This is a genomic window from Streptomyces sp. ACA25, assembly GCF_028200735.1.
Taxonomy (GTDB): Bacteria; Actinomycetota; Actinomycetes; order Streptomycetales; family Streptomycetaceae; genus Streptomyces.
The window spans coordinates 116,291-134,602 of record NZ_JAQKPV010000014.1 but is presented as its reverse complement, the minus strand read 5'-3'; the positions used below and the strand labels follow the sequence as shown (position 1 = coordinate 134,602).

10 protein-coding genes are annotated in these 18,312 nt (G+C 71.9%); 6 read left to right on the top strand and 4 right to left on the bottom strand.

Annotation, left to right across the window (positions count from 1 at the left end; genetic code table 11):
• Positions 1 to 162 precede the first annotated feature (162 nt).
• The 5 genes from PJ985_RS19990 to gdhA all read left to right on the top strand — a co-directional run bounded on the left by PJ985_RS19990 (position 163) and on the right by gdhA (position 8,466).
• Positions 163 to 3,861, top strand: a complete 3,699-nt coding sequence (locus PJ985_RS19990) for a nitrate reductase subunit alpha (RefSeq protein WP_271685233.1) — start codon at positions 163 to 165, stop codon at positions 3,859 to 3,861.
• Positions 3,861 to 5,423, top strand: a complete 1,563-nt coding sequence (gene narH / locus PJ985_RS19985; RefSeq protein WP_271685232.1) for a nitrate reductase subunit beta — start codon at positions 3,861 to 3,863, stop codon at positions 5,421 to 5,423. The genes PJ985_RS19990 and narH overlap by 1 nt, the downstream gene beginning before the upstream one ends.
• The gene (narJ, locus tag PJ985_RS19980) at positions 5,420 to 6,229 is read left to right on the top strand and encodes a nitrate reductase molybdenum cofactor assembly chaperone (RefSeq protein ID WP_271685231.1); all 810 of its coding nucleotides are present in this window, start codon (positions 5,420 to 5,422) and stop codon (positions 6,227 to 6,229) included. Before narH ends, narJ begins: the two co-directional genes overlap by 4 nt.
• A complete protein-coding gene (gene narI, locus PJ985_RS19975; RefSeq protein WP_271685230.1) occupies positions 6,226 to 6,987 on the top strand; it encodes a respiratory nitrate reductase subunit gamma in 762 nt (253 codons plus the stop codon). The genes narJ and narI overlap by 4 nt, the downstream gene beginning before the upstream one ends.
• Positions 6,988 to 7,119: 132 nt before the next feature.
• Positions 7,120 to 8,466, top strand: coding sequence for an NADP-specific glutamate dehydrogenase (gene gdhA / locus PJ985_RS19970; RefSeq protein ID WP_271685229.1), 1,347 nt, complete (start codon positions 7,120 to 7,122; stop codon positions 8,464 to 8,466).
• A gap of 86 nt (positions 8,467 to 8,552) precedes the next feature.
• Here the strand turns inward: gdhA and PJ985_RS19965 are convergent, their stop codons facing one another.
• Both PJ985_RS19965 and PJ985_RS19960 read right to left on the bottom strand, forming a co-directional pair.
• Complete coding sequence (locus PJ985_RS19965) at positions 8,553 to 9,425, bottom strand: LacI family DNA-binding transcriptional regulator (protein ID WP_271685228.1); 873 nt, start codon at positions 9,423 to 9,425, stop codon at positions 8,553 to 8,555.
• Positions 9,426 to 11,903 carry a glycoside hydrolase family 2 protein gene (locus tag PJ985_RS19960; protein ID WP_271685227.1) on the bottom strand — a complete coding sequence of 826 codons (2,478 nt, stop codon included), beginning with the start codon at positions 11,901 to 11,903 and terminating at the stop codon, positions 9,426 to 9,428.
• 152 nt (positions 11,904 to 12,055) lie between these two features.
• Between PJ985_RS19960 and PJ985_RS19955 the strand changes: the two genes are divergently transcribed.
• Positions 12,056 to 14,272 carry an alpha-galactosidase gene (locus PJ985_RS19955; RefSeq protein WP_271685226.1) on the top strand — a complete coding sequence of 739 codons (2,217 nt, stop codon included), beginning with the start codon at positions 12,056 to 12,058 and terminating at the stop codon, positions 14,270 to 14,272.
• Positions 14,273 to 14,365: 93 nt separating this feature from the next.
• Here PJ985_RS19955 and PJ985_RS19950 read toward each other — a convergent pair whose 3' ends face one another.
• Positions 14,366 to 15,835, bottom strand: coding sequence for an aldehyde dehydrogenase family protein (locus PJ985_RS19950; protein WP_271685225.1), 1,470 nt, complete (start codon positions 15,833 to 15,835; stop codon positions 14,366 to 14,368).
• Positions 15,836 to 16,152: 317 nt separating this feature from the next.
• Positions 16,153 to 18,282, bottom strand: coding sequence for a glycoside hydrolase family 36 protein (locus PJ985_RS19945; RefSeq protein WP_271685224.1), 2,130 nt, complete (start codon positions 18,280 to 18,282; stop codon positions 16,153 to 16,155).
• Positions 18,283 to 18,312 lie beyond the last annotated feature (30 nt).

Here is an 18,312-nt window from a genome sequence, read left to right as displayed (position 1 = left end):
GCCCTCCCACCGGAAGCGGCGGAGGGCACCTGACGGCGGGGCGCGGGACCACTCGGCGGCGGGTAGGGGCCTTACGGGACACGTCTTCCCTGGCCCGGGAGGCCCTGGACAGGGCCGTTCGGCCCCCCTGCCCGGCGGAGCTGTGCCCCTAGCGTTCCGATCATGGCGAAAGACAGAAGCGCAGGTCCGGCGGGTACCGGCGAGCGCGGCGGTGACTGGCCGCTGGCCGCGCGCCGGCTGCTGACCCGCAATGAGGTGTCGGCGGACGGCCGCGCGGTGCACTCCCAGGGCGACCAGGAATGGGAGAGTTTCTACCGGGGGCAATGGGCGCACGACAAGGTGGTGCGCTCGACGCACGGCGTCAACTGCACAGGGTCCTGCTCGTGGATGGTGTACGTCAAGGAAGGAATCATCACCTGGGAGCACCAGGCCACCGACTACCCCTCGATCGGCACCGACTGCCCCGAGTACGAGCCGCGGGGGTGCCCGCGGGGCGCCTCCTTCTCCTGGTACACGTACTCACCGAGCCGGGTGCGCTATCCCTACGTCCGCGGCAAGCTGCTGAAGCTTTTCCGGGAGGCCCGCAAGCGGCTGGGCGACCCGGTGGCGGCCTGGGCGGAGATCACCACCGACCCGGCCAAGGCCCGCGCCTACAAAGCGGCCCGCGGCAAGGGCGGCTTCGTGCGTGCCGACTGGGACGAGGTCAGCGAGCTGATCGCCGCGGCGCACGTGCACACGGTCAAGGAGTTCGGGCCGGACCGGGTGGCGGGCTTCTCCCCCATCCCCGCCATGTCGATGGCCTCCTTCGCCGGTGGTGCCCGCTTCATGTCGCTGATCGGCGGGACGCTGCTGTCCTTCTACGACTGGTACGCCGACCTGCCCATCGCGTCCCCGCAGAGCTTCGGTGACCAGACCGATGTGCCGGAGTCCGCCGACTGGTGGAACGCCGGCTATCTGATGATGTGGGGCTCCAACATCCCGGTCACCCGCACCCCGGACGCCCACTTCCTCACCGAGGTGCGTTACAACGGCACGAAGGTCGTCGCGGTCAGCCCCGACTACGCCGACAACGTCAAGCACGCCGACGAGTGGCTGGCCCCGCACCCGGGAACCGACGGGGCGCTGGCGATGGCGATGGGCCATGTGATCCTGCGCGAGTTCCTGGTCGACCGGCAGGTGCCCTACTTCCAGGAGTACCTGCGCACCTACACGGACTCCCCGTTCCTCATCACCCTGCGGGAGCACGGTGAGCATCTCACTCCCGACCGTTTCCTGACCGCGGCCGACCTCGGCGACGACAGCGAGCACGCGCAGTTCAAGACCGTCCTGCTGGACGCGGTGACCGGGGAGACCGTGGTGCCCAACGGCTCGCTCGGCTACCGCTGGGGCGAGGAGGGCAAGGGCCGGTGGAACCTGGAGCTGGGTGACACGGTGCCGGAGCTGACGCTGCTGGACCGGGCCGAGGAGCAGGTCACGGTGGCGCTCCCCCGGTTCGACACCGGGGAGACCGAGGGCGGCTCCGTCATGTACCGCGGGGTCCCGGTCCGCAGGATCGGCGGCCGGCTCGTCACCACCGTGTTCGACCTGATGCTGGCCCAGTACGGGGTCGAGCGTGACGACCTGCCCGGCAGCTGGCCCAGCTCCTACGACGACGCCTCCGAGCCGTACACCCCCGCCTGGCAGGAGACCATCACCTCGGTACCCGCCGAGCAGGCCGCCCGCATCGGCCGCGAGTTCGCCCGCAACGCCGAGCGCACCCAGGGCCGGTCGATGATCGTGATGGGCGCCGGCACCAACCACTGGTTCCACTCGGACACCATCTACCGGGCCTTCCTCGCACTGACCACGATGACGGGCTGCCAGGGCGTCAACGGCGGGGGCTGGGCCCACTACGTCGGCCAGGAGAAGATCCGGCCGATCACCGGGCTGCAGCACCTCGCGTTCGCCTTCGACTGGCAACGGCCCACCCGGCACATGGCGGGCACCTCCTACTGGTACCTCGCCAGTGACCAGTGGCGGTACGAGCCCTTCGGACCCTCCGAGCTGGCCTCGCCGCTGGGCGAGGGCCGCTTCACCGGCAAGTCCACGGCGGACTGCCTGGCGAAGGCCGTGCGGATGGGCTGGACCCCGGGCCACCCCGGCTTCAACCGGAACCCGCTGGACATCGCCGACGAGGCTGCCGCCGCGGGCCGGACGGTGGCCGACCACGTGGTCGACGAGCTGAAGTCGGGGAAGCTGCGGTTCGCCGTGGAGGACCCGGACGACCCGGCCAACTTCCCCCGGGTGCTCACCGTCTGGCGGGCCAACCTGCTCGGCTCCTCCAGCAAGGGCAACGAGTACTTCCTCAAGCACCTGCTCGGTACCGACGCCTCGGTGCGCAACGCCGAGACACCGCCGGAAGGGCGGCCCGAGGAGGTGGTGTGGCGGGACGAGGCGCCCGAGGGCAAACTCGACCTGCTGGTGGCCATGGACTTCCGCATGACGTCCACCGGCCTGTTCGCCGACGTCGTCCTGCCTGCCGCCACCTGGTACGAGAAGGACGACCTGTCCAGCACGGACATGCATCCCTTCGTGCACGCCTTCACCCCTGCCATCCCGCCGCCCTGGCAGACCCGCACCGACTACGACGCGTTCCTCACCCTCGCCGACCGGTTCAGCGAACTGGCCGAGGAACACCTGGGCACCCGTACCGACGTCCTGGCCGTGCCGCTCCTGCACGACACCCCCGACGAGCTGGCGCAGCCCGGCGGAGTCGTCCTGGACTGGAAGGCCGGCGAATGCGAGCCGGTGCCCGGAAAGACCATGCCGAAGCTCATCACCATCGAGCGGGACTACGGTGCGGTGGCGCAGAAGATGCGGGCCGTCGGCCCGCTGCTGGACTCCCTGGGCACCACCACCAAGGGGGTGACCGTCCGCCCGGACCAGGAGATCGAGGAGCTGAAACGCCGCAACGGCCGGGTACGGGGCGGAATCGCCGACGGCCGGCCCTCGCTGGCCCGCGCGGAGGACATGTGCGAGGCCATCCTCGCCCTGTCCGGCACCACCAACGGCCGGCTGGCCACCGCGGGGTTCCGGGCGCTGGAGGAGCGCACCGGCACCGAGCTGGCGGACCTGGCCCTGGAGCGGGAGGCCGAGCGGATCACCTTCGCCGACACGCGCACCCAGCCCCGCGCCGTGATGACGTCCTACGAGTGGTCCGGCAGCGAGACCGGCGGCCGCCGCTACTCCCCCTTCGTCATCAACGTGGAGCACTTCAAGCCCTGGCACACGCTCACCGGCCGGCAGCACTTCTTCGTGGACCACGACTGGCTGGCAGAGCTCGGTGAGCAGCTGCCGGTGTTCCGGCCGCCGCTCAACTCCCCCCGGCACCACGGCGACGAGCGACTGGGTGAGGACGGCCGGGCGGAGGTGACGGTCCGCTACCTCACCCCGCACTCCAAGTGGTCGATCCACTCCGCCTACCAGGACAACGCCTACATGCTGGCGCTCTCCCGCGGCGGTCCGGTGGTGTGGATGAGCACCGCCGACGCCGACCGGATCGGCGTGCGCGACAACGAATGGATCGAGGCATACAACCGCAATGGTGTGATCGTCGCCCGCGCGGTGGTCACCCACCGGATGCCCGAGGGCACCGTGTACATGTACCACGCCAAGGACCGCACGGTGAACGTGCCGAAGGCCGAGGTCAGCGGCAAGCGCGGGGGCATCCACAACTCGCTCACCCAGCTGCTCCTCAAGCCCTCCCACCTGGTCGGCGGCTACGCCCAGTTCACCTACGCATTCAACTACTACGGACCGACCGGCAACCAACGGGACGAGATCACCGTGATCCGGCGCCGCTCGCAGGAGGTCGACTACTGATGCGCGTGATGGCTCAGATCGCCATGGTGATGAATCTCGACAAGTGCATCGGGTGCCACACCTGCTCGGTCACCTGCAAACAGACCTGGACCAACCGGCCCGGAGTGGAGTACGCCTGGTTCAACAACGTCGAGACCAAGCCCGGCGTGGGCTACCCGCGCCGGTACGAGGACCAGGACAGCTGGAAGGGCGGCTGGCAGCTGGACCGGCGCGGCCGGCTGGTGCTGCGCTCCGGCGGCCGGGTGAAGCGGCTGCTGTCGCTGTTCTCCAGCCCGGACCAGCCCTCGCTCGACGACTACTACGAACCGGTGACCTTCGACTACGACAACCTGCTGAGCGCACCGGCGCAGGAGCACACCCCGGTGGCGCGTCCCCGGTCCGTGCTCACCGGCCGGCCGACGGAGATCACCTGGGGGGCCAACTGGGAGGACGGGCTGGGCGGTGCCCCGGAGAACGCCGGGGGCGACCCGAACCTGCGGGGCGAGCTTGCGGAGAAGGTCCGCTTCTCCTTCGAGCAGACCTTTCTGTTCCACCTGCCCCGGCTGTGCGAGCACTGCATCAACCCGGCCTGCGTCTCGGCCTGCCCCTCCGGGGCGATGTACAAGCGGGAGGAGGACGGCATCGTCCTAGTCGACCAGGACCGCTGCCGCGGCTGGCGGATGTGCGTCACCGCCTGCCCGTACAAGAAGGTGTACATCAACCACGCCACCGGCAAGGCCGAGAAGTGCACGTTCTGCTTCCCGCGGATCGAGGCCGGTGAGCCGACCGTGTGCGCCGAGACCTGTGTCGGCCGGCTGCGGTACATCGGCCTGGTGCTCTACGACGCCGACCAGGTCGGCAAGGCCGCCTCAGTGCCCGACCCGCAGGACCTGCTCCAGGCGCAGCGGGACCTGCTGCTGGACCCGGACGACCCCGAGGTGGCCGCTGCCGCCCGGGCGTCCGGGATCCCGGAGGACTGGCTGGACGCCGCCCGGCGCTCGCCCGTGCGGGCCCTGATATCGCGGTTCCAGGTGGCGCTGCCGCTGCACCCGGAGTACCGCACCATGCCGATGGTCTGGTACGTACCGCCGCTGTCCCCGGTCCTCGACGCGGTCGGGGAGGCGGGCGGCAACGCCGACGACCCCGACCACGTGTTCGCCGCGGTCACCCGGCTGCGGATTCCGCTGGAGTACCTGGCCAACCTGTTCAGCGCCGGGGACACCGGAGTGGTGGCCGGCGTCCTGATGAAGCTCACCGCGCTCCGCAGCCACATGCGGGAACGCATCCTGGGCGAGGAGGGGAAGCCCGAGGCGCTGGAGGCCGTCGGCCTCACCCCCCGGGACGCCGAGGACCTGCACCGGCTGCTGGCCGTCGCCAAGTACGAGGACCGCTACGTCGTCCCCACCGCGCACCGGGAGGACGCCGCGGCACTGAGCGCCCTGGAGAGCCGCTGCCCGGTGGAGGACGCCGACGACGGGACCACCGCCAAGGCCGGCAAGGGGCGGGTCATGCTCGGCCTGCCCACGCTGCGCCGCAAGGCCGCCGCCCCGCGTCCCGACGGACTGACCGGAGAACCCGCATGAGCGGCCTGCGCGCCCGTATCCGCCCCGCCGCCCGGCGGGCGGACCGGCTCACCCCCGAGGAGACGGAGCAACGTGCGCTGCTGCTTCGGCTGATCTCGCTGTTCCTGCAGTACCCGGACCGGGAGCTGGCGGACTCCCGGCAGGCGCTGGGCAGCACGGTGTCGGGGCTGCCGCCGTCCCCGGCCGCCTCCGGGCTGGCCGCCTTCACCGAGTGGTTCTGCCCCGCCGCTCCCGAGGAGCTGGAGCGGCACTACGTGGAGGTCTTCGACCTGCGGCGGCGCAGCAGCCTCTACCTCACCTACTACCTGCACGGGGACACCCGGCGGCGCGGCATGGCCCTGCTGACGCTGGCCCAGCGGTACCGCGCGACCGGCTGGACCGCGGCCGACGGCGAGCTGCCGGACCATCTGCCGCTGGTGCTGGAGTACGCGGCACTCGCCGGACCGGGAGCGGGCGAAATGCCGCTCCGCCAGCACCGGCGCGGCCTGGAGCTGATCCGGCACGCGCTGGACGAGGGCGGGTCCCCGTACCGGCATGTGGCCGCCGCCCTGCTCGCGCTGCTCCCGCCGGCGAGCGCCGCCGACCTGGCGGCGGTGGCGGAGCTGGCCGCGGCCGGCCCGCCGACCGAGGAGGTCGGCCTGGATCCGTACGCCGGGCAGGTCTTCTCCCCGCCCGGGGCCTTCACTCCCCCGGCAGCGGCCCCGCTCGGCACCGGATCTCCCGGAGCGGTTCCGTCCCCGCCGCGTCCGGCGTCGGCCCCACTGCCCCTGCCCGCCCTCCCCTCCCGTCCGGAGCCGTCCCGATGAGCACCGCACTCCCTGTCTCCGCCACCGCCCTGGGCGCCGTCGGCGCGACCGACCTGTTCCTGTGGGTCGCCTTCCCGTATCTGGCTCTCGCGGTGTTCGTGGTGGGTCATGTCTGGCGCTACCGGAAGGACCAGTTCGGCTGGACCACCCGCACCAGCCAGCTGCTGGAGCACCGCTGGCTCCGCTGGGGCAGCCCGCTGTTCCACCTCGGCACCTTCGCCGTCATCGCCGGTCATGTCGTCGGTCTGGCGATCCCCGCCTCCTGGACCGAGGCGGTGGGGATCTCCGAGGGCGCCTACCACTGGATGGCGGTGGGGCTGGGCACCGTCGCCGGGACCGCGATGGTGATCGGGCTGGGCATGCTGTGCGCCCGGCGACTGCTCTCCCGCCGGATCCGGACCACCACCGACCGGTCCGACAAGCTGCTCTTCCCGCTGCTGTCGGCCACCGTGCTCCTGGGCATCGCGGCGACCGTCGTGCACAATTTCGCCGGCGGGGGCTACGACTACCGGTCCACCGTCTCGGTGTGGTTCCGCGGCCTGTTCGGGCTGCAGCCCCAGCCGGAGGCGATGATCGGGGTGCCGCTGCTCTTCCAGCTGCACGCGCTCACGGCCTTCGCCCTCTTCGCGGCCTGGCCCTTCACTCGGCTGGTGCACGTCTGGAGCGCGCCGGTCGGCTACCTGGTGCGGCCGTACATCGTCTACCGGCGGCGGGGACCGGACCGGGCGGCGCCGCCCCGGGACCGTTCCGTACGCTGACCCGGCCCCGGGCGGTGATGCCCGCCCGGGGCCCGCCCCTCAGGGCTGTCCTGCGGGTTCTCCCCGCAGGCTGCGGCGTCCGGTGGACGGCTCCGGGCGGGACCGACAGGGCAGGCCCTAGAATCGAGAACCATGGACCGGAACCGGATGATCGAACCGCTGTACTCGGATGTTCTGCGACGGAACCCGGGTGAGAAGGAGTTCCACCAAGCGGTGCGGGAGGTTCTGGAGTCGCTGGCTCCGGTTCTGGAGAGGCACCCCGAGTACGCGGAGGCTTCCATCGTGGAGCGGCTCTGCGAGCCCGAGCGACAGCTCGTCTTCCGCGTTCCGTGGGCCGACGACGCGGGCCGGATACATGTCAACCGCGGGTTCCGGGTGGAGTTCAACAGCGCCCTCGGGCCGTACAAGGGCGGGCTGCGCTTCCACCCGTCGGTCAATCTCGGCATCGTGAAGTTCCTCGGCTTCGAGCAGACCCTGAAGAACGCGCTGACGGGCAAGCCGATCGGTGGCGGCAAGGGCGGCAGCGACTTCGACCCCAAGGGCCGCTCCGACGCGGAGGTCATGCGCTTCTGCCAGTCGTTCATGACGGAGCTCTACCGCCACCTGGGCGAGTACACCGACATTCCGGCGGGCGACATCGGAGTGGGGGTCCGGGAGATCGGCTACCTCTTCGGGCAGTACCGCCGCATCACCAACCGCTACGAGTCGGGCGTCCTGACCGGCAAGGGGGTGGGCTGGGGCGGGGCACAGGCCCGCTCGGAGGCCACCGGCTACGGGCTGGTGGTCTTCACGGCCGAGATGCTCCGGGCCCGCGGGGAGGACCTCGCGGGCAAGCGCGTCACCGTTTCCGGGTCCGGCAACGTGGCGCTGCACGCCATCGAGAAGGCCCACCAGCTCGGTGCCTCGGTGATCGCCTGCTCGGACTCCACGGGCTACGTTCTCGACGAGAAGGGCGTGGACCTCGAGCTGCTCAAGGAGATCAAGCTGGAGCAGCGGGGACGGGTGGCGGACTACGCGGAGCAGCGCGGCGGGGCTGCCCGGTTCGTGCCCGGCTCCTCGATCTGGGAGGTCTCCTGCCAGGTGGCGCTGCCCTGCGCCACGCAGAACGAGCTGGCAGCGGACGACGCCGTCTCCCTGGTCCGCGGCGGAGTGCAGGTCATCGCCGAGGGGGCGAACATGCCGACCACTCCGGACGCCCTGCGGGTGCTGCGGGAGGCCGGCGTGCTCTTCGGGCCGGGGAAGGCCGCCAACGCGGGCGGAGTGGCGACCAGCGCGCTGGAGATGCAGCAGAACGCCTCCCGTGACTCCTGGACCTTCTCCCATACGGAGGAGCGGCTCACCGAGATCATGCAGCACATCCACGAGACGTGTCATGAGACGGCGGAGCGGTACGGACAGCCCGGCGACTACGTCGCCGGCGCCAACATCGCGGGCTTCGAGCTGGTCGCGGATGCCATGGTGGCCCAGGGGCTCATCTGAGCGCGCGGGGTCTGCGGAGGGACGTGCCGGGCTCGGCCCGGCGGCCCACCGGAACCGGCGCCCGGACCGGACGGCAAGCCGCGATGTCAGGCGGTGGTGGAGAAGCCGGAGGCGGCGGTGCTGCCCCGGGGGACGTAGTGGGCGGTGGGTGACCACCGTTCGGTGACCGGGCGGCCGTCCATGAGCTCCAGCACGGACTCGGCGACCGACATCCCGAACTGGTGCACGTCCACGCTCATGGTGGTGAGGGTCGGAGACGCCAGCCGGCACATGGTGGAGTCGTCCCAGGCCACCAGGGACAGCTGGTCGGGTACGGCGATGCCCAGCTCCTTGGCGACGCCCAGGCCCGCCACCGCCATCACGTCGTTGTCGTAGACGATGGCGGTGGGAGGCTCAGGGCTGCGCAGCAACTGCTCGGTGAGCCGCGCGCCGGACTCGTCGGAGTAGTCACCCTCGACGAGCACCGGCTCCACTCCGGCGGTCCGGCACCCCTCACGCATGGCTGCGGTCCGCGCCCGGGTGTGCAGCAGCCTCGCGGGTCCGCTGACCCGGGCGATCCGCCGATGGCCGAGGCCGATGAGCCGGTGCAGGGCGTCGAGCATCGGCCCGGCATCGTCGGTGCGCACCGCGGGCAGGCCGGGGTCCGCCTCCCAGGTCCCGACGAGGACGACGGGCAGGCCGAGCTCACGGAGCACCGCGGGGCGGCGGTCGTTCTCGGTGAGGTTGACCACCACCACGGCGTCCACCAGCCGGCGGGCGGCCCACCGCCGGTAGGCGGCGATCTCCGCCTGCTGGGTCGGCACCACGTGCAGCAGCACGGACAGTTCGCGCTCGGCGAGCCGTTCCTCGATACCGGCGATGAACTCCATGAAGAACGGCTCGACGCCGAGCAGCCGGGCCGGCCGGGCGAGGACCAGTCCGACCGCTCCCGGTCCGCCGGGATCAGCTGCGGCGTCCACTCAGGGCTTCCCGGCCGGTGCGCACAGGTCGTTGGCGCAGCGGAGCACCGCCGGGGCGGTCAGCACCGCGGGGTCCAACTCGGCCGCGGTGCGCACGGTGAAGGAGTGCGTGGCGCCGGCCGGCAGGCTCACCAGCATGTCGTCCACCTCCGCGTCGGGGGCCACCCGGTCGGCCAGCACCGCGATGTCCCGGGCGAAGGAGACTGCCCGCACGTCCACCCGGTAGCCGCCGGGCACCGCCGTGGCCGCCGCCTCCAGCGGGCGGGGGGAGTAGGCCAGGCAGCGGTCCTCCCCGAAGAGATGGACGGCGCGTGTGCCGTCGGCCGTGGCCACCAGCACCTCCTCGTTCGGTGTGTCCGGTTCGGTCAGCCCTTCCGGGAGCGCGAGCTCCGCCACGGAACGGGCCGGTACGTCGAGGAAGATCCTAGCGTCCGCGCGCACCGCACCGCCGAAGGTCTGCCGTTCCAGGTGCACAGGACCGCTCCAGACGGTGTCCGTGTCGTTCACCGCGACCAGCACCTGCCGGGCGTCACGGGGCTGGACGGTCAGCAGCCGGGGGGCGTAGGCGTGCCGCAGGCCGTACCACAGCGGCTTGAGCCGCTCGTAGCCGTCTACCGCGGCCCAGGACGTCACCGGCCAGCAGTCGTTGAGCTGCCAGACGAGCGCACCGGCGGTGCGCGGCCACCAGGACCGGAAGTGCTCGATGCCGAAGGAGACCGCCCGCGCCTGGTTCAGCTGGGTGGCCCAGTGCCAGTCCGCGAAGCCCTCGGGGACCGGCAGGTGCGGGGCCAGTCCGCGGTCGAGCTTGCCGTTGCCGTCCTCGGCCTTCTGGTGCAGCAGGAAGCCCGGGGACGTGGGCGTCATCGGCTCGTCGTGCACCGAGGCCGTCAGGGTGGCCCAGGTGGCCGGACCCTGGAAGCCGAACTCGGAGCAGAACCGCGGGATGTGGTCGCGGTAGTGGGTGTAGTCCACCTGGTTCCACACCTCCCACTCGTGCCGGCTGCCGTGATCCTGGTCGTTGGGGTGCAGTTCGTCGAGCGCGGCCGGGCTGTAAGGGCTGCCCTCGACGTAGGCCCGGGCCGGGTCCAGTTCGGCGACGAGGCGGGGCAGCAGCTCGGTGTAGTACCGCAGGCCCCAGCTGCGGCCTGCGAGTTCCTCGGTCCAGCCCCAGTCGCGGAAGCCCCAGAGGTTCTCGTTGTTGCCGTTCCACAGGGCCAGCGAGGCGTGCGAGCCGATCCGGGCGATGTTCTCCCGGGCCTCGGCCTCGACCTCACCCCACAGCGGCTCCTCCTCGGCGTAGGCGGCGCAGGCGAAGGGAAAGTCCTGCCAGACGAGGACGCCGCGCTCGTCGCACACGTCGTAGAAGTCCTCGGTCTCGTAGATGCCACCGCCCCAGACCCGCAGCATGTTCATGTGCGCGCCCAGGGCCTGGTCGACCCGGCGTTCCAGTCGCTGCCGGGTGATGCGGGTGAGGAAGTGGTCGTCGGGGATCCAGTTGGCGCCCTTGGCGAAGACCGGGGTGCCGTTGACGAGGAAGGTGAAGGGCGTGCCGGTTTCGTCCGGGGTCGTGTCGACGGTGACCGTGCGGAAGCCGATCCGCCGGTCCGCGGCGTCCAGCGGCTCCGGATCGCCCGGCGCGCGCAGCTCGACCAGCAGGTCGTACAGCGGCTGCTCCCCGTAGCCGGCCGGCCACCACAGACGGGCGTCCGGCACCTCGACGGTGACGACCGCCGCGCTCGCCCCGGCAGGCACGGTACTGCGCGCCGTCCGGCCGTCGACCGTGGCGGAGAGCGTCAGCGGGCCGTCGGGGCCGAGCCCGGAGCGTTCGATGTCCACGTGCACCTCGGCCCGGCCGGTGCCGTCCGGGCGCACGGTGACCACGGGGCGCAGAGCGGCGAGCCGGGCGGTGTGCCAGCGCTCCAGCCGGACCGGCTTCCAGATGCCGGCGGTCTGCAGGTCCGGCCCCCAGTCCCAGCCGAAACTGCAAGCCATCTTGCGGACCATGTTGAAGGGGTGCGGATAAGCGCGCGGGCGCTCGCCCAGGTCCTTCTGGATCTCCTCGGCGTACTCCAGGGCGGAGCGGAAGGTCACCACGAGCTCGTCCCGGCCTCCGGTGAGCACCTCCCGCACATCGAAGCGGTAGCCGCGGTGCATGTTCGCCGTGCTGCCGATCCTCCGTCCGGCGAGTTCCACCGTGGCGACCGTGTCGAGCCCGTCGAAGACCAGGTCGACCCGTTCCTGAGGCCCTCTGGTCCGGGCGGTCAGGTCCCGGCGGTAACGCCACTCGGTGCGGTGCGCCCAGGTGAGGTCCTCCTCGTGGCGGTCGAGGTAGGGATCGGGGATCAGGCCGGCGGCGAGCAGGTCGAGGTGGGCACTCCCCGGCACTGCCGCCGGCACGCTCCTCCCCGCGATGTGCCCGGGCACGGGTCCACCGACGGCCGACAGCTGCCATCCGTCGTGCAGGGTCTGACGCATCATCGTCGGAACACTCCTCAAGCAGCAGGCGACCAGGTATCGTCAGATTCTTACGCCAGTGAATTAAGTAAGTCAACGTACCTTCCGGCTCCCGCCCCGGTGCACGACCGCGCCGCTCCGGGCAGGCCGGCGGACAGGAAGGACACGCAACGAACGTGCGCACACTCCCCCTCGCCCTCGACGACGACCTGACGCACCTGCGTGCCGCGGGCGTGAGCCTCGTGCTCGACCTGTCCGGCCGCACCCTGCCGCGGGTTCTGCACTGGGGCGCCGACCTCGGCCCACTGCGCCCCGACGAGCTCGCCGATCTGCGGAGGGCGCAGCAGCCGCAGCCCATCGGCTTCTCGGTCGACGGACCGGTGCAGGTGGCGGTGCTGCCGGAACAGTCCGCGGGCTGGCTGGGCACCCCCGGGCTCGTCGGCAACCGCTCGGGAGCGGACTTCTCCACGGCTTTCCGGGTGCACGAGGCCGCCCTCTCCCCCGCCTCCGGCTCCCCCGACGCACCACCGGCCTCAGGATGGGAACCGGCGGACAGCGGTGGCTCCCTCACGGTGCTCGCCCGGGACGAGGCCGCCGGGCTGGGCCTGGAGCTGACCGTCGAGCTGACCCCGGCCGGGCTGGTCCGCCAGCAGGCCGCGTTGACCAACCTGCGGTCCACCACGTTCACCGTGGACGCCCTGCACCTGACCCTTCCGGTCCCGGCCGCGGCCACCGAACTGCTCGACTTCACCGGCCACCACCTGCGCGAGCGCAGCCCGCAGCGCACCGCCTTCACGCACGGCCTGCGGATGCGGGAGAACCGCACCGGCCGAACCGGTTACGACAGCGCCTATCTGCTGACGGCCGGCACTCCCGGCTTCGGCAACCGCTCCGGCGAGGTGTGGGCCGTGCACACCGCCTGGTCCGGCAACCTCCGCACCTTCGCCGAGCGCACCTTCCACTCCGTGTCACTGCTCGGATCCGGCGAGTTGCTGCTCTCCGGTGAAGTACGGCTCGCCAAGGGCGGGACCTACCGCTCACCGTGGCAGTACGGCGCCCATGGCACCGGGCTCGACGGCGTCTCGGCCCGCTTCCACGAGCAACTGCGCAGCCGTCCGCATCACCCGGCAACCCCCCGCCCCGTCGTCGTCAACACCTGGGAGGCCGTCTACTTCGACCACGACCTGACCCGGCTGCGCGCACTGGCGGACGCCGCGGCGGCGGTCGGCGCGGAGCGGTTCGTGCTCGACGACGGCTGGTTCGGGGCCCGCCGCGACGACCGCCGGGCCCTGGGCGACTGGTACGTGTCCGACGAGGTGTGGCCGGACGGGCTGCGCCCCCTGACCGACCATGTCACCGGACTGGGTATGCAGTTCGGTCTCTGGGTCGAGCCCGAGATGATCAATGAGGACTCCGACCTGGCCCGTGCCCACCCGGACTGGATCATGGCCGCAGGCGGGCGGATCCCGGGCGCCGCCCGCCACCAGCAGGTGCTCGATCTCGCCCGCCCGGAAGTCTTCGCCCACCTCCTGGAGCGCCTGGACGAGTTGCTGAGCACCTACCCGATCTCCTACCTGAAGTGGGACCACAACCGCGACCTGGTGGAGGCCGGACACCGGCCGACCGGCGCGGCCGGCGTCCACGCACAGACGCACGCGACGTACCGGTTGCTCGACGAACTGCGAGCCCGCCACCCCTCGCTGGAGATCGAGTCCTGCTCCTCCGGCGGCGGACGGGTGGACCTCGGCATCCTGGAACGCACCGACCGGGTATGGGCCTCGGACTGCATGGACGCCCTGGAACGCCAGCAGATCCAGCGCTGGACCAACCTGCTGATCCCCCTCGAGCTCATGGGCACCCACGTCGGCTCGGGCACCGCCCACACCACCGACCGCCGGCACTCCCTCGACTTCCGGGCCGGCACCGCGCTCTTCGGACACTTCGGCATCGAGTGGGACCTGACCGCCGCGGACCCCGGGGACCGGGAGCGGCTCGCCGCATGGGTGGCCCTCTACAAGGAGCTGCGCGGCCTGCTGCACACCGGTACCGCGGTGCACGCCGACCACCCCGACCCGGCCTTCCGTCTGCACGGCGTCGTGGCCGCCGACCGCTCCGAAGCGCTCTACGCCCTGGTGGCGCACGCCACCTCCGAGCTGTACCCGCCCGGTCCGGTCCGGCTTCCAGGACTGGCCCCGGACGCGGCGTACCGGGTCCGGCCGCAGGCGCCCGGCGACATCCCGGACGGCAACGCGAGCCGCTGGGGCATCGATCTTCCCTGGTGGACGACACAGGGTGTGCGGCTGCCCGGCCGTGTGCTGTCCGGCGCCGGGCTGCAGGCCCCGGTGCTCTTCCCGGAGCGCCTGGTACTGATCCGCGCCACCCGCCTGCGGTGAACCACCGCCCCCCGTGCCGGCCGGGGCTGCCACGGCCCGGCACGGGACCGGACCACCGGTTCCGCCCGGGCGCTTCTCCGGAAGCCCCGCCTCTCACATGGGGAGCTCACGCGGGGCCGGCTGCACGCTGATCCAGTGTTCGGTGGTGAACTCGTCGAAGACCCAGTGGCCGCCGAAGCGTCCCAGCCCGGATGCCTTCTCCCCGCCGAACGCGGCGTTCACGTCGTCGTGGACCGTGGTGTCGTTGACGTGCGTCATGCCTGCCTCGACGCGCTGGGCGAACCGCACCCCGCGTTCGAGGTCACGGGTGAACACACCGCTGGACAGGCCGTACTCGGTGTCGTTGGCCAGCCGCAGCGCGTCCTCCTCATCCTCGGCCCGGATAATGGTGGCGACCGGGCCGAAGACCTCCTCGGCGGCGGTGGCGATGTCCTGACCGCCGGTGAGGACGTGCGGCGGCAGCACCCGCCCGGCGGGCCCCTCGGGGTCCCCGGAGAGCAGCAGGCGTCCGCCCTGCTCCACAGCCCGGGAGACCTTCTCCTGTACGGCGTCCCGCTGCTTGTCGTTGATGACCGGGCCCAGCTGCGTCTTCTCGTCCCGCGGGTCGCCGGCACGCAGTCCGCGCGCCTGCGCGACGAACCGCTCGACGAACTCGTCGTGCAGCGAACCGTCCACGATCACGCGGTTCGTCGCCATGCAGACCTGGCCCTGATGGAAGTAGCTGCCGAACACGGCCGTCGGCACGGCCCGTTCCAGGTCGGCGTCGTCCAGCACCACGAGCGGGCCGTTGCCGCCGAGCTCCAGCGCGAGCGTCTTGAGTCCGGCTTTCGCCGAGATGCCCTTGCCCACCGCGGTGGACCCGGTGAAGGAGATCACCCGGGGGATGTCGTGTTCCACGAGCGGGTCCCCGATCTCGCGGCCCTTGCCGATCAGCACATTCAGCACCCCGGGCGGCAGACCGGCTTCCTCGTAGATCTTCGCCAGCATCAGCCCGCCGGTCACCGGGGTGTCCTCGGCCGGCTTCAGGACCACCGCGTTGCCGACGGCCAGAGCGGGTGCGACGGAACGGTTGGACAGGAACAGGGGGAAGTTCCAGGGGCTGATCACGCCCACCACCCCGGCCGGCTTCCGGTACACGCGGTTCTCCTTGCCCGGCGTGTCCGAGGGCACCGTGCGCATCTCCAGAAAGGTGCGGGAGGCCGACCGGAGCGTGATGGCCTGGCAGATCCCCGTCTCCATCGCGATCCGTGGTTTCACCGCGCCGGCTTCTCTGCTCAGCCAGTCGGAGATCTCCGACTCCCGGTCCGCCATGATCGCGGCCGCCCGGTTGAGCACGGCGGCGCGCTCGGCGGCCGGTTTCGCGGCCCAGTCGCGCTGCGCGTCCCTGGCCGCACGGTAGGCCCGGTCGACATCGGAGGCGTCGGCCAGCGTGATCTCGGTGAGCGCCTCCCCGGTGTAGGGGTCGGAGTCGGTGTGGACCTTCCCGGAGCTGCCCGCCTGCCATTCCCCGCCGATCAGCATGCGGTCGAATCCGGTGTAGGGAGCAGGAGTATCGGCGGCCATGATGAACCCTCTCGTCCGGTGGTTGCTCGGTTCCCCCGTTCGCCAGACTGGTCCCCGGGCCGGGCCGCTGCCACCCGCCACGCCGATACCGCCCGGACCCACCCATACCCGGCGGACCGGACGCGCTGCGGGTGACCGTCCCGCTGCGCGGCCCCCCGGTCAGCTGATGATCCACGGAAAGCAGGCCTGGCCGGGCCCACGGGCAGCCCCCGGGATCCGCACCGGTGTGCCCCCTCAGCTTCTCGTCGCCTTGAGGCGCTTCCGGCCCGCCCGGAAGCGGGGTTGGGCAGCCGTTCAGGACAGCGGGGCGCGGCCGGTCAGGAGTGGCGGAGGTGGATGACACGGGCGGCGGCCCCGCTGCCGCCCACCGGGGCGGAGACGCGAAGGGCCCCCTGTGCCGCGTCCCATTTCAGGTCCCAGTCGGCAGCGCCGGCCGGGAACACCGCCTCCGGCACGATGTCCTCGCCCTTCAGGTGCGGAACGGGAAGTTCCAGCGAGGCGGGGGCGCCGGGGCCGCGCCAGAGTGTCAGCCAGCTGTCACCCGGTGGCTCCGGTGACCGCAGCCCGGTCGCCACCCAGGGGCCGGCGGTTCCGGTGAGGCCCAGCGGCCAGAAGGGGAGCGAGCCCGATATGAAGGGGCGCAGCCGCTTGTGCAGCGTCACGGCCTCCCGTACGAGCGTGGACTGAAGGGGCGTCACGCGGTCCAGTGGGCCGGAGAGGTGCAGCCGTCCCAGGATGCCGGTGGCCAGCGTGAAGGCGGCTTCCTCGGCCGTCATGTCCGGTTGGGGGCACGACCGGTTCCCGGCCTGTTCGGGCAGCACCGAGGCGGGTGCCGCAGCTGCTGCCGGCGCGTGGAGCAGCGGGTTCCGGCCGCTGGAGATGGCCTGGAGGTGGAGCCGCGAAAGCATGGCGTAGTCCATGCGCATCGCGCCGGCGGCGCAGTTCTCCAGGAGCAGATCGGGGCAGCGGCTCAGGAGTGTGTCGAGCCACGCCAGGTGCGCCCGGTTGTGGCCCAGCAGGCCGGCACCCGGCGCGGCTCCGTTCAGGTCGGTCCCCGGGCCCGGCATGATGGGGTGGTCGAGCTTGAGGTAGCCGACCCCGAAGTCGGACATCAGGCGGTCGACCACGTCGTTGAGGTGGCTACGGGCCCGCGGGTGCCGCAGGTCGAGGTGGTAGCGGCCGTGTTCCACCACCCGGACACCGTCGCGCTGGAAGAACGCCTCGTCGGGAAGCCGGTCGGCGAGTGCTGAGCGGACGCCCACCACCTCGGGTTCGAGCCCGACGCCAGGGACCATCCCCCGGTCCCGGATGCGCTCGAGGATCTCGGCGAGACCGCCGGGGAAGCGGCTTTCCGACGGCTGCCACTCCCCCAGGCTGTCCCACCAGCGGCCGTCCTCGTCGTACCAGCCGGCGTCCACGCAGAAGTAGTCAGCGCCGGCCTCGGCCGCGGCGTCGATGAGCGGGAGCAGTTCCGCCGTTGTCGGATCGCCCGGGATGGTGTTCACGCAGTGTGTGAAGATCACCGGGAGGCTTCTGGAACGTCCGGCGCGCAACGCGCGGCGCTGCCGGGTGAGGGCGCCGAACGCCTCGTCCGCCCCGCCCCGGCAGACCGCCAGGGACACCGGCACGGTGGTGAAGCCGCGCCCGGCGCTGACGGCTTCGCTCCACTGGTGCTCGGTGTCGGTGGGGCCGAGCAGCGCCAGGTAGGCGCCCTGCTTCCGCTCTCCCAGCTCCCAGTGCCAGGCTCCGTTGTGCTCGATCTGCCAGGACACCGCCCATGATCCGTCCCGGGACAGCACAGCGCCGGTGGGGAGATGTTCACCGGTGGACCAGGAACTGCGCGAGGTCAGGGCGAAGCGGCTGCGGGGGGCGTGCTGGGGTGGAGCCGGGTCCCTCGCGACCAGTCCGGCCTCCCGGAGCGGGGTGCGGTGCCAGCGGCCTCCGGCACCCCGGTCGGAGTCGCCGTGCACCAGCTCCAGTTCCTCCAGCGGGCGGCCCGCGTCGGTGACGAACGCCCCGGTGACGAGGGAGGTGACGGCCTGCAGGCGTATGGTCCGCTCCGACTCCACCGTCAGCTCGCTCCAGGTGCGGACGGCGGGTACGCCGTCCGCGGCCTGGAAAACACTGGTGACGACCAGTCCGCTCACCGGGTCGGTCTGGACGATGCGCAGCTCGGGACCTGTGCTGCCGGCCGGCCGGGACATGGTGTGGCCGGTGTGGCGCAGGCGCGCCCCGATCATGGTGTCGGCGTACCGGTGGCTACCGGGGAAGCGGCCATGCCCGAGGGCCAGCACCTCCACCAGCGGTGCCCCGTCCAGGCCGGCGGACGGCACCGGGGCTCCGGTGCCGTCCGGGCGGACGGACAGCAGGCTGACGGGCTGATCCCCCGCCAGGGCGAAGTGCAGGGTGATGTCACTGCCGGACCAGGTCAGGACGGAGCGTTGCATCGGGTTCTCCTCGCGAGGTGGGGGTCGAGG

Excerpts from the sequence above, each read along its gene's own strand:
- gdhA (WP_271685229.1), top strand. The coding sequence starts at position 7,120 with ATGGACCGGAACCGGATGATCGAACCGCTGTACTCGGATGTTCTGCGA.
- PJ985_RS19960 (WP_271685227.1), bottom strand. The coding sequence starts at position 11,903 with ATGATGCGTCAGACCCTGCACGACGGATGGCAGCTGTCGGCCGTCGGT.
- PJ985_RS19990 (WP_271685233.1), top strand. The coding sequence starts at position 163 with ATGGCGAAAGACAGAAGCGCAGGTCCGGCGGGTACCGGCGAGCGCGGC.
- narH (WP_271685232.1), top strand. The coding sequence starts at position 3,861 with ATGCGCGTGATGGCTCAGATCGCCATGGTGATGAATCTCGACAAGTGC.
- PJ985_RS19945 (WP_271685224.1), bottom strand. The coding sequence starts at position 18,282 with ATGCAACGCTCCGTCCTGACCTGGTCCGGCAGTGACATCACCCTGCAC.
- PJ985_RS19950 (WP_271685225.1), bottom strand. The coding sequence starts at position 15,835 with ATGGCCGCCGATACTCCTGCTCCCTACACCGGATTCGACCGCATGCTG.
- narI (WP_271685230.1), top strand. The coding sequence starts at position 6,226 with ATGAGCACCGCACTCCCTGTCTCCGCCACCGCCCTGGGCGCCGTCGGC.
- narJ (WP_271685231.1), top strand. The coding sequence starts at position 5,420 with ATGAGCGGCCTGCGCGCCCGTATCCGCCCCGCCGCCCGGCGGGCGGAC.